Genomic DNA, 13926 nt, shown 5'->3' on the forward strand with positions numbered 1-13926 from the left:
TGGCCTAGCAGGGAAAAAAGTTATTGATAGACTGAGTTTGCTGCGATAGGCTTATATAATGTCTGAGTACTAATGTTTTACCGTAGCATCTAAACTATGTAGGACTTACCCATGAAAACCAAAGATCAAGGGTTTGGACAAGGGTGTAGGGGTATAAGGGTATAAATGCTTGAAACCCTTACACCACCGTACTCTTGAACCCTTACACCCGGTCTCAACAGATAACCTGTTTGCGTAAGTCCTACTATGTAAAAGTGACTACGGAACTGCCCAGTCCCTATTGGTAAATATGGAGGGCTATATCTCTCATAATTAAGTTGATTCGCCACTAAAACATCTTATGAGCGAGCTGGAGCGGTATTATAGGGTATTGGAATTGGAAGTAGGGGCTACCCTTGAGGAAGTTAACCAAGCTTATAAAGATTTGGTGTTTGTGTGGCATCCCGATCGCCTACCCAAAGATAATGTCCGCCTACAACAAAAAGCACAAGACAAACTCAAAGCCATTAACGAGGCTCGTGAAAAATTACGCTCGTTAAATGGCAATGGTAAGGCTCATCATGTTTATCACCATCGCCCACCGGAACCCCCAAAATCCTACCAAGAAACCCATCAGCCACAAAAACAAAACTCAGACTTGAGTGGCAAAGATTTTAGTCGGGCAAATTTGAGTAACAAAGATTTATCTGGCAGAAACCTCAGCTATGCGAACCTGAGCGGCGCTAATCTCAGTGACACTTTTATGCACAAAGTGATTCTCAGAGGCGCGGATTTGTCAGAGGCCAACTTGTTTAGAGCTAATTTACTCTTAGCTGACTTAAGAGAAGCGAATTTGCGTTCTGCTAATTTAATTGGTGCTGATCTGAGTGGCGCTGATTTGCGAGGTGCGGATCTGACAGGCGCGCGGATTCGTTCAGGCGATCGCCTGCTGGTAAAGTTGATAGGCGCAAACTTAAGTGGTGCGATTATGCCTGATGGACTTGTTCATCGTTAATGAGCTGTGCTGAGTTGGGAATTCTTGCTTTAAGCTAAATTTCCCATTGATCAATCAGTTATGTAGTTAAAATCTATTTCAATTCCTAACGGGGATTGATACGAAAGACTCCATCCCCCTGTGGGTGGAGTTTTCGGTAATAGGTAATTGGTGATAGGGACAACATTTACCAATCACCCGTTACCTATGACCAAATATTGTGGCTAAATTGTGGCTTACCCAATACTCAGACAATTATTTATGAACGAAAACACAGTAAAAGTAGTTAAAAATAAGTCATTTCCACCAGGAGATTATGTTTCGTCTGGGTTTTCTACTATTCAACCAGATTCATGTTTTCCTAATATGATTTTGGGCAACAGATATGATTCTTTGTGGTTTTATCTCCGGCGCAATATTGCCCATAACTTTTATGTTGATCAGCGCCGTCAAGAGGTGGGATTTGTTAGCAGAGATGAGGCTCACATTTTATACAATACAGCCTTAAAATTTCAGGGGAAAAAAGCTTTAGAAATAGGTTGTTGGATGGGGTGGTCAGCTTGTCATTTAGCTCTAGGAGGAGTAGAGCTTGATGTCATTGATCCTATGCTCTCTGAACAATTGTTTAATGAAAGCGTGACAGAATCACTGAAGTTAGCAGGGGTGAAGGAATCAGTAAATCTCATACCAGGATACAGCCCCCAAAAAGTAGAAGAGATAGCAAATCAATTTCAACGTAAATGGTCGTTGATTTTTATAGATGGTCATCACGAAGCACCAGCCCCACTTAATGATGCAATTATTTGTGAACAACTTGCAGAACCGGATGCTTTAATTTTATTTCACGATTTGGCTTCTCCTGATGTAGGGCAAGGGTTAGATTATTTGAAAGAAAAAGGTTGGAACACAATGGTGTATCAAACCATGCAAATTATGGGAGTTGCATGGCGAGGTAATGTTGAACCTGTAATACATCAACCAGATGCTAATATTGACTGGCAATTACCGCCGCATTTACAAGATTATGTTGTTAGCGGTGTCAGTCAAACTGTAGGACAAGATAAGTTGGGAGAAATTCTCAAAACACTCCAACCCTATACATTATTAAGTAAAGCCCAGTTATTCTCGCTTTACAGCCACGCAAAACAAGCATATGCTTATCTTTTTTGGCTACCGCAGATGTTAGTCAGGCGATCGCTAAAATGAAAATAAAAAACGACTAGGTTGAGCGTACAGTAGCTCTATCTACTATAAATAAAGCCATCTGTAGGGACACAGAGGACGAGGAATAGGCTTGAGAGGCTTTTAGTATCAAAATTTTATTACTAAAATATATCCTCATGTATCCAAATATTGCCATACCACTACAGATGGCTGTCTCTGTAGCTAGCTTTTATATATTTTGATGATTGGTGTTATCTTTGGGCGATAGGGATTGCTAAGGTTTAATTTATAGAAAGCTCGGAATATATTTTCGTCTTTGTTACCTTTTACAGTAACAATATAAGTTGCAGCCTGGTCAGAAAGTTTTTCCACTTTTTCAATCTGTTTATTTTGAATCATTTGGGTTTCGGTTATTTTCTTGGTTTTTTGAGAGTTAGTATTAAACAAACAAAAAATACCTGTAGAATTGGGAAGTTTTAGCACTTGTAAAAAATATTTTTGTTTATTAGCATTGAAACCCGATGTGAAGTATATAGTTGCGCGGCTTTGTAGAGGAATTTTTTGAATATTTTGTGGCGTTCTCCGATGATAGCGACAATTTCTATCAATTATTGCTTCACCCGCAATCACAGGGGTTGTAAATATTGGTATATAACTGGAAAACAATCCTATAATTGTTAAATTCAATACAATATTGCTTGACAATTTCAACATGAATATAACTCCTCAAATTATCTATGATGATGGAGTCAATTGATCAGAAGTTCCTCAGCTTATTAAGTAACTAGATAATAACCACTTATATATTATTTGCGAGTATAAAAAGATATTTAAAACATTAGCTAATATTTAATTAATAAAATCAGCAGTAGTTTATTATATTTATGATTACTCGCTTTCTAAGCTGATGCGTACCTAAATTGCATAACTAGCATAGTCGAAGGATCAACCGCCCTCACGATGGATTATGCAGCTTCAAAGCAGAATAGCTTATTAAATCTTTACCTGTATAAGTATGCCAGAAAATCAATCAATACACGAAACAACGAAAGAACAATTTGTATTACAACAATCTCCATTTCCTACTGATTTAGATTCACATATATACGATGTTATTGTTGTGGGTGCTGGGCCTATTGGCTTGGCCACAGCTATCGGTTTATATAAGCGGGGTATCGAAAACATTCTTGTATTAGATCAAACCCGTGCTTTTCGTCAAGTTGGTCAAGGTTTGGATCTTCTTCCCAATGGATTAAAAGCTCTCAGATGTTTGGATAATCGTGCTTATGAAGCAGTGAAAACAGCCAGTATTACTTTTGCGAAGTCTCAGCCTAAATCTCAACATAAAACAGCACCTGATACTGCACAAAAGTGGCATTGCAGAAATTTACAAGGACAGATAGTTTACTCAATTCCTCTGGATTTTGATCAATGGGTTCAAGATTACGGTGAAGGTAGATTAACAATATCTTGGTACGATTTGCAGACAGCTTTAAGAAACTTACTACCCCAAAATAAAGTTAGAGCTAATCACCGTTGCATCAATATTGTAGATGAGCCAGAGAGTGAATATGTGCAGTTGGATTGTTTATCTGATACGACACTAGAAGCCAATCCCTATGCTCATTGGAATGACACAAGTTTGGAAAATTCGGAGAATAATGTTCAACAATCGGTGGCAAAATCTTTCCGAGCTAAACTAATAGTAGCCGCAGATGGAATTAACTCGACAATCCGTAAAGTTCTTTATCAAGATAGTCCTAATCAAGATTTCTCCAAACCTGAATATTCTGGGTTTGCTGCTATATTTTGTCAAGGTCTTGATGATATCCCCAAGGAATTAGAAATAGAACTAGAAAATAAGTTTTTACAAGGCTCAACAATTGTGACCATCTTTGATGGTGAAGTATCTAAAAATGCGGCAGATGATACACCAGATATCAGAATATTGTTATTCCGCAGAGCTAATCAGTTTGGATATGTCGTACATTTGCCTGTAGCTTTGGAGTCTTTGCAAGATCCACCTAATAATTCTTTACAAGAATTAGTTATTCAGGTATTTAAACAAGCGGGATTTCCCGATTCCCTACGGCAATTAGTTCTTTTATCTCCACCAGATAATATAAAACAGCGTCCATATTATGTGCATCGCATCACTAATTTAGATTCAGATAATAGTATAAATATCTCTTCTCAAGTTCAACCCAAATGGAGTGCTGGGCGAGTTGTATTAGTTGGTGATGCAGCACATGGAATGCCCCCATTTATGGCTCAAGGTGCTAATCAAGGATTGGAAGATGCGTTAATAGTAACCACACTAATTGCTAAAATTGCCCAAGGTAATTATTGGCATAATCAACAAGCTATAGATACCGCATTTGAGAAATATGAATCGCTTCGTCGCCCATTAATGGCTTATGTGCAGCAGGCGACATTAAAACGTTCTCCTTATGCTTCACAAAAACACTGGCAAAGTTACTCTCAACAAGTTTATCAGCGTAATTTTGATGAAATACTGGAGGAGTTGTTGTAAGAATTCATGCAGAAAAATACCCGATCTTTCTAACAAGTCGGGTATTGATGCTGTGATTTTAATCAGGACTGACGCAAGTGTCACAATTGGTAGTTGGTGCGTGACGCTATAAGTTTCATAACTAGGTTCAAGTCTTCTCGCTGCGTCACACACCCTACAGGAAAAATATGCCAGTTGCGTAAGATTAATATCTGATGAGGTGTAATACATCGCGTAGGACGCTATAGCCTGCTAAATCCCACAGCAAATAAGCGAGAAATCCAATCATTGCTAGGCGACCGTTCCATATTTCGGCTTGTGGTGTCCAGCCGAATAGAAAAGCATTACGGTCTACACCGTTATATGCGGGTGCAACAGGTGGTAAATCAGTGGATGGACGAGTTTGCATCGTTTTTCCTCCTAGATAAAGTTGATGTTCGACTACGAAATTTTTTAGTAACCGATGAGGTGTAATACATCACGCAGGACGCTATAGCCTGCTAAATCCCACAGCAAATAAGCTAGAAATCCAATCATTGCCAAACGTCCGTTCCATATTTCCGATTGGGGAGTCCAGCCAAATAGAAAAGCGTTGCGGTCTACACCGTTGTATTCTGGGGCAACTTTTGGTAAGTCAGTAGTAGAGCGAGTTTCCATTTTTTTATCCTGAATAATTGCGTTACTTAACTTTACTTTAGCTATTCATCAATAAGATGCTTTCTGTCGGTGGGTACAAAGTATAGCCACTTCTAGGGGACTATTGCTGCATACATTTCAATGCTGTCAAATACACCTGAAGGAGGTGATAAAAATCATATTTGTAAATAAATGTAAATTCATCAAAGAATTTCACCAAAAAAAAGCTTATTTAAATAAATATATTCACGGGAATCAAGCAATTAAAAATAAATCTAGAATAAGCATGATTAGCAAGGCTTTTCAGTTGATATTCAGATGAAATTAAAGGAAAATTGCCATCTTTAAATAGTCAAAGTTCTATCCACCGCAGGATATAGGTTTCAAACTTTGGGAGGATGTTCTGATGTACTAAATTCTTGGATTCTGTAAGCAAGAAGATTTGGGTATTGCGATAGATACAGAAATTACAGTCGTAGCTGACAAAATTCTAAATCCATCCAAATTTAAATTGCTTAGAAGAAGGAAATACAATGTTTCAAGGTACGGAAATTATATTGGAAATGTTCAAGCCCCCATTATGGGTGGCACAAATTCCAGTCGAGACAACAGGTATTACACCAGCACAGGCATCGGTTTTAACTTCTGGCCCGCGCTTTTTCGTGGCTTTGCTTTCTGGGGTGATTCTCGCCTTTGCCTTCCAGTTAGTATTAACCAACCTCTCTGTAGCCGCAGGTATTTCCTACCTGGGGCGTTCATCTGACTCAGGGTCAGATACGGGGGAAACAGGAAGCTTTGGGGGGACGATTCGCAAGATTGGTACAGCCGTGGGGCTGTGGACACTAATTACTGTGACGATCGCCTTATTAATTGCTTCTTTCTTGGCGGTCAAACTCAGCTTAGTAATTCTAGACCCTAGATTGGGGGCAATTCTCGGTCTGGTTATTTGGGGTGCATACTTCCTGCTGTTAGTTTGGGTGAGTTCTACTACAGTTGGTTCCCTCATCGGCTCGGTAGTTAACACAGCCACTTCTGGCTTTCAGGCGATTATGGGGACAGCTACCGCCGCTTTGGGAGCAAAAGCCGTTAATCAACAAGTTGTAGCCACAGCCGAAGCCGCCGCCGCCGCCATGCGTCGAGAATTAGGCAGTGCCATCGACCCTCTCAGCATCCGCGAAAACATAGAAGATTATATTGAAAAACTGCGTCCACCAGAGTTAGACATATCTAATATTCGCAGTGAGTTTGAAACGTTACTGAGTGACCCTCAATTAAAAGCGATCGCCGGTAGTCCAGACTTACGTAATATTGATCGGCAAAAGTTCATTGATTTAGTAAGCAGCCGTACTGACCTTTCCAAGCGAGACGTGAAGCGGATAGCTGACACCTTATACAATGTTTGGCAGCAAACAGTAACTCAGCAACAACCTACCCAAGACCGTTTGGGTGAGTTGGTCGATTATCTGAAATCTCTGCCACCGGGACAAGCTAAGACTGATGAACTCAGCGCCAAGCTGGACAGGTTAATTGCCGAAAGCCGTTCCGCGAAGGAAGCAGACCAAAAATCTACAGCAGTAGGGCCAATTCAAAGCACCATCCAACAAGGTATATCCGCATTAACTGGGATTGCTTTGGGGAGAACAGATTTATCTGATTTGGATGTGGAAAAAATTTGGCAAGCACTCACCACAGCTAAAGATAAAGCCACAGATCAAGCAGGTAAATTAGGCTTACCTGTGCCATCACAACCATATAGTCCCATTCGGGCGGATGTGGAAAACTATCTGTCTAACACCTATGCTTGGCAATTGAGTGAGCAGAGAATTGCGGAAGAATTCCGCGATGTCATCCATGATCCAGCAGCCGACCCTGGAACAGTGCGCCGGGAACTAGAACGCCTTTCCCGCAATGACTTTGTGAACATTTTGCAACAACGAGGACTGCTTACCCAAGCCCAAATTCAGCATATTGCTGACCAGCTAGAAGCGGTGCGTCAGTCAGTACTGGTGATAGTTACAGCTGAAGAAGAACGAGAAATTACCCAAGATTTGCAACGCCGAATCGAAAGTTATTTGCTGGTGACAAATAAAGCAGATTTGACATCAGAAGGTATTGAGAGAGATTTTCCGCCCTTGTTACAAGATGCAGATGCAGATCATGAAACCCTGACTCGGCGACTGGCAATAATTGACCGCTACTCCATGCAGCAGATATTGTTAGAACGTAATGATATGCAGCCAGGGGAACCAGACAGAATTATTGACGATTTGGAAAGACAGCGCGATCGCGTCTTGTTAGAGTCGAAAAACTTGGCAGACCAAGCCAGGTATCAAGCTGAAACCCTGTGGTTAAATGTCGAGTCATATCTGCGTAACACTGGCAAAGGAGAATTAAACCCTGATGCCATCCGTGGCGACCTGAAAACACTATTGGCAGATCCCCAAGCTGGAATCTCGGCAATTCGGGCGCGTTTATCTCGTTTTGACCGGGACACATTGGTGCAGTTGCTCAGTCAACGTCAAGATATTAGCGAAGACCAAGCCCATCAAATTATTAATACCGTGGAAGAGTCTTGGCATAGTGTCCGTCACACACCCCAAATCGTAGCAGACAAAGCCAAAGAGCAATACGACTCTGTAACCACAACCATTGCCGATTATCTACGCAAGACTGGCAAAGAAGAACTTAACCCCGAAGGAATTCAACGGGATTTAAATAGACTGTTTGAAAATCCCCAAGAAGGTGCAGTTGCTTTACGTCGTCGCTTGTCGCACGTAGACCGGGACACCTTAGTAAAATTACTCAGTCAACGCCAAGACTTGAGCGAACAGCAAGTCAATGAAGTGATTGACTCAGTACAAACTTCCATCCGCAATATTGTGCGCGCACCCCGTCGCTTAGCTACCCGCACTCAACAACAGGTGCAGAACTTCCAAGCATACTTGGCAGAATACCTACGGCAAACTGGTAAGGAAGAATTGAATCCAGAAGGTATTAAACGTGATTTGCAGTTGTTACTGCATGATCCACGGGTGGGGGTAGAAAGCTTGAGCGATCGCCTAGCCCATTTTGACCGTTCCACAATTATTGCCCTGTTGAAGATTCGAGAAGATATCAGCGATGAGGAAGCAGCCAGAATTGCTGACAATATAGTTTCCGTACAAGAGCAATTTGTCGAACAGGTGCGGAGTATCCAACGGCGGATTCAAGATGTGATTGACGGGATTTTTGAGCGCATCCGTAACTACCTCAACGCCTTGGAACGTCCCGAACTCAACTATGATGGCATTAAGCGGGATGTTCGTACCTTATTGGAAGACCCACAGGCCGGATTCGATGCTTTGCGCGATCGCCTATCCTCATTCAACCGGGACACCTTAGTAGCGATCGTCAGTTCCCGCGAAGACATCTCAGAGGAAGATGCTAACCGCGTCATTGACCAAATCGAACGAGCGCGCAACACCGTATTACAACGGGCTGAACGCCTACAACACGAAGCCCAACGCCGCCTGGAAGAAGTGAAACATCAAGCCCAACGGCAAGCCGAAGAAACCCGCAAAGCCGCCGCTACAGCTTCTTGGTGGTTGTTTGCCACAGCAGTGGTTTCCGCCATTTTCGCCGCTTTAGGAGGAGCGATCGCTGTTGTTCTGGTGTAGGTAGACAGATTTTCTCCGCTAAATTTCTCACCTCCCACACATTGGGAGGTTTTTTTAGGTAGGTCTGGGGATTGGGGACTGGGGATTGGGGATTGGGGATTGGGTGAAAAGTCCTGTTGTGTCTAGGTTGCATAATCTATTTTTTGAATTTTGAATTTTGTAGGCTTGCCTTCCCGTAGGGTATTTTGAATTGTATATTGGATGGGGAAAAATTAAACGCAGATAAACGCGGATAAACGCGGATGAAGCAAACAGATGTAGTAGTTATTGGTAGCGGCGTTGGGGGGTTGAGTTGTGCTGCTTTGCTGGCAAGTTATGGGTTTGATGTGACTGTTTGTGAGAGTCATTCGATTCCTGGTGGGGCGGCGCACGGTTTTGAACGTCAAGGATTTAAGTTTGATTCGGGGCCTTCTCTTTACTCTGGGTTGTCTTATAGTCCTTCGGTTAACCCTTTACGGCAGGTGCTAGATGCAGTTGGTGTTGATTTGCCCTGCGTCACTTATGATACTTGGGGCTGTTGCTTACCTGAAGGTGATTTTGATGCTGCGGTGGGTGCAGAACAATTTTGTCAAGTGCTGGGGAGACTGCGGGGAGAGGCGGCGGTGGCTGAATGGCGGCGGTTGCAACAGGTGATGACACCACTAGCCCAGGCGGCGATCGCTCTCCCCTCGGCTGCATTACGCTGGGATATAGGCGCAGCTCTCACTATCGGTCGATTTGCTCCCACTCTGGCTAAACAATCTGCCCATTTCCTCAAGTTAACGGGGCCTTTCTCTCGCATCATGGATGGGGTTATCTATGACCCGTTTATTAGTAACTGGCTGAATTTACTGTGTTTCCTCCTCTCTGGACTCCCAGCGTCGGGAACCAATGCGGCAGAGGTAGCATTCATGTTCGCTGACTGGTATCGCCCAGGAGTCGCTTTAGATTACCCCATCGGTGGTAGTGGTGCTTTAGTTAATGCTTTGGTAGAGGGATTAAAAAAACACGGTGGGGAATTGCTACTTCATGCCCATGTTGAACAAATCTTGGTAGAAGGTAACAAAGCGGCGGGTGTCAGGTTGGGAGATGGGCAAGAAATTCGGGCGCGGCGGGCGGTTGTGTCTAATGCCTCGGTGTGGGATACGCTGAAGTTATTACCGGAGGGGGCTGTATCTCCAAAATTCCGCAACCAACGCCAGTCCACACCGGAATGTGATAGTTTCATGCACCTGCATTTAGGTATTAATGCCCAAGGTTTATCCCCAGATTTGGCTTGTCATTATATTGTGGTAAATGATTGGGAATTGGGGATTACTGCACCCCAGAATGTTATTTTGGTATCGATTCCCTCAATTCTTGACCCGTCTTTAGCACCACAGGGTAAACACGTAATTCATGTATATACCCCTGGTAATGAACCTTACACACTGTGGCAAGGGATGGACAGGAGAAGTCAAGAATATGAACAACAAAAGCGATCGCGTGCCGAAGTCATGTGGCAAGCTTTAGAACGTATCATTCCTGATATTCGCTCTCGTTGTGAAATCCAATTGGTAGGTACACCCCTTACCCATGAGAGATTTTTACGCCGCTATCGTGGTTCCTACGGCCCCGCAATTTCCGCCGCCTCTGGTTTGTTTCCTGGTCATGGTACACCCCTTCCAGGGTTGATGTGCTGTGGTGATTCCACATTTCCCGGTATCGGTCTGCCAGCCGTCGCCGCTAGTGGGATGATTGTGGCTAATACCCTAGCTCCAGTCAGTCAGCATTTGGCGATGCTGGACAGAGTCGGCCTTTAAACGTGGGAATACGCAGAGTGTGTGTTTAAATTGGTAATACCGTTTCTTGATGAAGATCACTTTATTCTGTACTGTAGAGACGTTGCATGCAACGTCTCTACATCATTTATTTGACGCAACTTCATAGAGAATTGGTGTAAGAATTACGCATGACAACGAAATACCAAAGGTAAGGGGTATGAATCAATTCAAAATTCAAAACAAATGTTTGAAACCCCTAAACCCCTAAACCCTTACACCCCTAAACCCCTACACCCTAATCTGGTTTCCTCGCAATAATTGTCCGGTGTCGGGGGTCACTGGGGACGGTGACTGGTGGTGCAAAACCTACGGCTTGTAGTGCGGCTTCGATGTCAAAGGTGTAGTAGTCATCACTCCACGGCTCAGTGCTTTTCATGAGAGTGAAGAGGACGGGGGGGAGATTTTGGATGACAGGCGATCGCGGGTTATTATCAACTAAAGCAATATAACCACCAGGACGTAATAACCGTTTGGCTTCGGCAAAAATTTCCTGACTGACGTAGCTAGGGAGTTCATGGGTAACAAACTGGATAGTAACCAAATCAAAAGATTTATCGCTTAAGCCTGTGTTTTCGGCTCTAGCATGAAGCCATTCGGATATTTCACTATTAACATCCCTAGTTTTAGCTACAGCTAGCATATGAGGTGATAAATCCAAACCCACAGTCCTGACTGGATACCTCTCCCGGCGTTGGTAATAACGATGGAGCGCCAAAGTAGAAATACCTACTGAGCAACCAATATCTAAAATATCTCTAACTTGCTGGGGAGCGTATGTCTCTAAAGCGTCATGAAAAGTGCCTCTGAGCCTATCATGAGCGGCTTCCCAAGTGAGGTTTTCTTGCGGCCATACCCGCAACGCCATTGCATAGGTGGCTGATTCAGTTTCAAAAGCAGCGTCCCAGCATAAGTTACCTTCTGTGTAAGCGTGAAAGGGTACTTTATAGTAGTCGGGATAAATCACATGAGGGTTCGTCACCGCCGCCAGCAGTTTTTTTGCAGGTGATGCTTGGAGTGCTTCGTAGTTCTTACGCCAGGGAATACCGTTTTTCTCAGCCGTTTTGATGAGGACTTGTCTAGCCTGCTGTTTCATTACCCCGTAAATGGGTTTAGTTTGAATCAACAAATTCACGAAATTGGAGAGTAAACTTTCACCAGCCCAGTCTGGCTTGCTCTTGTTGTCCATCAGTTTGAATATAATGAGGCGATAATTGCAACTACATCTATTTTAAAGTTGAGGCGGCTGGCAGGAGAATTTCGTGCAGGAAAATTTATTGATCGAGCGTAAAATTCCATCCCCTTTTAGTTGACAATTGCTCAAGTTTTTACTTTTAAAGGGAAAGTTACCGTGAATGTAGAACCTACTCCTTCTTTTGAGACTAAGTAAATTTCGCCTTGCAATAGTTTCACTAATCTCACGACGATTGCTAACCCTAAGCCTGTACTCTCAGGAAGGTAGGGACGGTCTTTAGAACTAACGCGAAAATAAGGTTCAAATATCTTAGTTTGGTCTTTTTCGGCAATGCCAATTCCTGTATCAGAGACAGCGATCGCCCACTTTTGATCATCTACTGTTTCACAGACTATACTAATATTTCCTGACTCTGTATAGCGAACTGCATTACTCACAAGATTGGTAATAATCTGTTGTAATTGAAAACCATCTGTAATTATTTCACTAGGTGCTTGTACCCAATTAACTAAAATTGCTAAATTCTTCTCCGCCGCTAAAGGTTCCAGCATCTCACAAACATTGTTAATTAAGTCCCGAATATTAACTGGTGCTGATTGTAACTGAATTTTACCGGCTTCATACCGCGACAGTTCTAGAACATTATTAATTAGCCGCAATAAATGTCTACCATTACGCAATACGCGCTCAATATGTTCTATATTGACGGTGTTATCTCTTCTGGCAACTTCTCGCCTTTGCTGTCGTAAAAATAAATCTGAATAACCAATAATCGCCGTGAGTGGGTGTTTAAGTTCGTGGGCTAGCTGTGATAGTTTATCTTCATTGCTAGTGACTAAACGTGTTAATTCTTCATTATGAAGCGCCAATGAGGCTTGCAAATGTTCTAATTCCCGTAAGCGTTCCCCAACATAACTATGAAAACATCTGGCGATCGCTTCATCAATCACTGCATCAATTAAACGCATATAACGAATAATTTCAGCAGGTGTTCCCTGTAATAAATCGGCTTCTATAGTATCAAATATAACTTTTCTTAAAAGTCGATATTCACGGGCAATTTCTGACGGATCAAAACCCTGTTCAGCCCGTAGTAATCCGTGCTGCCAACTGGCCGTCACAATGGATTTGATATCACTCTCTTGGGATTGTGAAAGTACTGTGACCATTGCCTTAAAAACATCAGGAATATGGTTTTTAATGGCTGTGTATGATAAATCATCAGCGCTTTCTATCTGTCTATCCTCACGCACTGCCACAACCCATTGGGCGATGATGATGTTAGTATTGTCAGCCAGTACTTGACTAAATTCCATTATTTTAAATTCAGCTATGAGATAGAGGAATTAATTCTATATGAAATTAGTTTAACGAGGAGAGCGGACATTATCGCAATCAGAGAGAAAATTCACCTACCAAGTGATAGATATTATTGATAACTCAGTAAAAATTCTGATTAACTCCCAAGCATGATTGATTATTACCAGTTGCTAAAAATAAATAGGTATCCTCGTGCTTAACTGTGCTTGGTTATGATACTCATCAACTACGGTTATTGATTACGGAAAATTTTCATATTCAGTTACCTGTTTGTAATGATGTAAACAACATTCACAAATTGGGGATTGTTTTTCTGTAAAAAAGATGTTACCTTTACCTTTACTATTATCTATTCGAGTAAGTCAGCCTAATCCAACCCATCATAGTATTTAAAGTTGGAGCGGAGGAACCAATTTGTGGGGCGTATCTCACAGAGAGTGTCAACTAAAGAGTCAAGAGTTAAACATTAAATCTAGCTAAAATACTGAACTCAGCACTCATTACTCAGCACTCGCAAGAGAGGGGCATCTCTCAGCCCTAGCCCGTCAGCTAACTTCGTAGGCATTGAGAGGAGACTGAAGAGGCAGCATTTGATAAATGTTTTGCTCTCATCAGTGTCCGAGGCTGGTACTGCTCATTTTTTCGTACCTGCACTTAACTCTGTTGGGGTG

The 13926-nt window shown here is 42.4% G+C and carries 10 protein-coding genes and 1 riboswitch; of the genes, 5 read left to right on the top strand and 5 right to left on the bottom strand.

Going from position 1 to position 13926, the window contains the following annotated elements; all coding sequences use genetic code 11:
• Positions 1-340: 340 nt before the first annotated feature.
• Both ACM5QX_RS13955 and ACM5QX_RS13960 read left to right on the top strand, forming a co-directional pair.
• Positions 341-994 carry a pentapeptide repeat-containing protein gene (locus tag ACM5QX_RS13955; protein WP_414754056.1) on the top strand — a complete coding sequence of 218 codons (654 nt, stop codon included), beginning with the start codon at positions 341-343 and terminating at the stop codon, positions 992-994.
• A gap of 240 nt (positions 995-1234) precedes the next feature.
• Positions 1235-2179: a class I SAM-dependent methyltransferase gene (locus ACM5QX_RS13960; protein WP_414754057.1), complete on the top strand. Its 945-nt coding sequence runs from the start codon at positions 1235-1237 to the stop codon at positions 2177-2179.
• A gap of 180 nt (positions 2180-2359) precedes the next feature.
• Here the strand turns inward: ACM5QX_RS13960 and ACM5QX_RS13965 are convergent, their stop codons facing one another.
• A complete protein-coding gene (locus ACM5QX_RS13965) occupies positions 2360-2851 on the bottom strand; it encodes a hypothetical protein (protein WP_414754058.1) in 492 nt (163 codons plus the stop codon).
• Between the two features lie 301 nt (positions 2852-3152).
• Between ACM5QX_RS13965 and ACM5QX_RS13970 the strand changes: the two genes are divergently transcribed.
• A complete protein-coding gene (locus ACM5QX_RS13970) occupies positions 3153-4670 on the top strand; it encodes an FAD-dependent oxidoreductase (RefSeq protein ID WP_414754060.1) in 1518 nt (505 codons plus the stop codon).
• A 184-nt stretch (positions 4671-4854) separates the two neighbouring features.
• Here the strand turns inward: ACM5QX_RS13970 and ACM5QX_RS13975 are convergent, their stop codons facing one another.
• Positions 4855-5058, bottom strand: a complete 204-nt coding sequence (locus tag ACM5QX_RS13975) for a chlorophyll a/b-binding protein (RefSeq protein WP_011317722.1) — start codon at positions 5056-5058, stop codon at positions 4855-4857.
• Between the two features lie 44 nt (positions 5059-5102).
• Positions 5103-5306 carry a chlorophyll a/b-binding protein gene (locus tag ACM5QX_RS13980; RefSeq protein ID WP_011317723.1) on the bottom strand — a complete coding sequence of 68 codons (204 nt, stop codon included), beginning with the start codon at positions 5304-5306 and terminating at the stop codon, positions 5103-5105.
• Positions 5307-5818: 512 nt separating this feature from the next.
• Between ACM5QX_RS13980 and ACM5QX_RS13985 the strand changes: the two genes are divergently transcribed.
• Both ACM5QX_RS13985 and ACM5QX_RS13990 read left to right on the top strand, forming a co-directional pair.
• Entirely contained in the window at positions 5819-8941 is a 3123-nt protein-coding gene (locus tag ACM5QX_RS13985; RefSeq protein ID WP_414754061.1) for an MFS transporter, read from the top strand.
• Positions 8942-9183: 242 nt separating this feature from the next.
• Complete coding sequence (locus tag ACM5QX_RS13990) at positions 9184-10722, top strand: phytoene desaturase family protein (protein WP_414754062.1); 1539 nt, start codon at positions 9184-9186, stop codon at positions 10720-10722.
• A gap of 256 nt (positions 10723-10978) precedes the next feature.
• Here the strand turns inward: ACM5QX_RS13990 and ACM5QX_RS13995 are convergent, their stop codons facing one another.
• Together ACM5QX_RS13995 and ACM5QX_RS14000 are read right to left on the bottom strand one after the other, a co-directional pair.
• On the bottom strand, positions 10979-11929 hold the full coding sequence (locus ACM5QX_RS13995; protein WP_414754063.1) for a class I SAM-dependent methyltransferase: 951 nt from the start codon (positions 11927-11929) through the stop codon (positions 10979-10981).
• Between the two features lie 131 nt (positions 11930-12060).
• Positions 12061-13251 (bottom strand): sensor histidine kinase, encoded by a 1191-nt coding sequence (locus tag ACM5QX_RS14000; RefSeq protein WP_414754064.1) that lies wholly within the window; start codon positions 13249-13251, stop codon positions 12061-12063.
• A 358-nt stretch (positions 13252-13609) separates the two neighbouring features.
• Positions 13610-13834, top strand: a riboswitch (cyclic di-AMP (ydaO/yuaA leader).
• The last annotated feature ends 92 nt before the right edge of the window (positions 13835-13926 follow it).

Origin of the sequence: Anabaena sp. CCY 9910, from assembly GCF_963920875.1 — a bacterium.
GTDB classification, from domain to species: domain Bacteria; phylum Cyanobacteriota; class Cyanobacteriia; order Cyanobacteriales; family Nostocaceae; genus Trichormus; species Trichormus variabilis.

Coding starts and splice junctions, on each gene's coding strand:
- ACM5QX_RS13980 (WP_011317723.1), bottom strand. CDS start 5,306: ATGGAAACTCGCTCTACTACTGACTTACCAAAAGTTGCCCCAGAATAC.
- ACM5QX_RS14000 (WP_414754064.1), bottom strand. CDS start 13,251: ATGGAATTTAGTCAAGTACTGGCTGACAATACTAACATCATCATCGCC.
- ACM5QX_RS13985 (WP_414754061.1), top strand. CDS start 5,819: ATGTTTCAAGGTACGGAAATTATATTGGAAATGTTCAAGCCCCCATTA.
- ACM5QX_RS13960 (WP_414754057.1), top strand. CDS start 1,235: ATGAACGAAAACACAGTAAAAGTAGTTAAAAATAAGTCATTTCCACCA.
- ACM5QX_RS13990 (WP_414754062.1), top strand. CDS start 9,184: ATGAAGCAAACAGATGTAGTAGTTATTGGTAGCGGCGTTGGGGGGTTG.
- ACM5QX_RS13965 (WP_414754058.1), bottom strand. CDS start 2,851: ATGTTGAAATTGTCAAGCAATATTGTATTGAATTTAACAATTATAGGA.
- ACM5QX_RS13970 (WP_414754060.1), top strand. CDS start 3,153: ATGCCAGAAAATCAATCAATACACGAAACAACGAAAGAACAATTTGTA.
- ACM5QX_RS13995 (WP_414754063.1), bottom strand. CDS start 11,929: ATGGACAACAAGAGCAAGCCAGACTGGGCTGGTGAAAGTTTACTCTCC.
- ACM5QX_RS13955 (WP_414754056.1), top strand. CDS start 341: ATGAGCGAGCTGGAGCGGTATTATAGGGTATTGGAATTGGAAGTAGGG.
- ACM5QX_RS13975 (WP_011317722.1), bottom strand. CDS start 5,058: ATGCAAACTCGTCCATCCACTGATTTACCACCTGTTGCACCCGCATAT.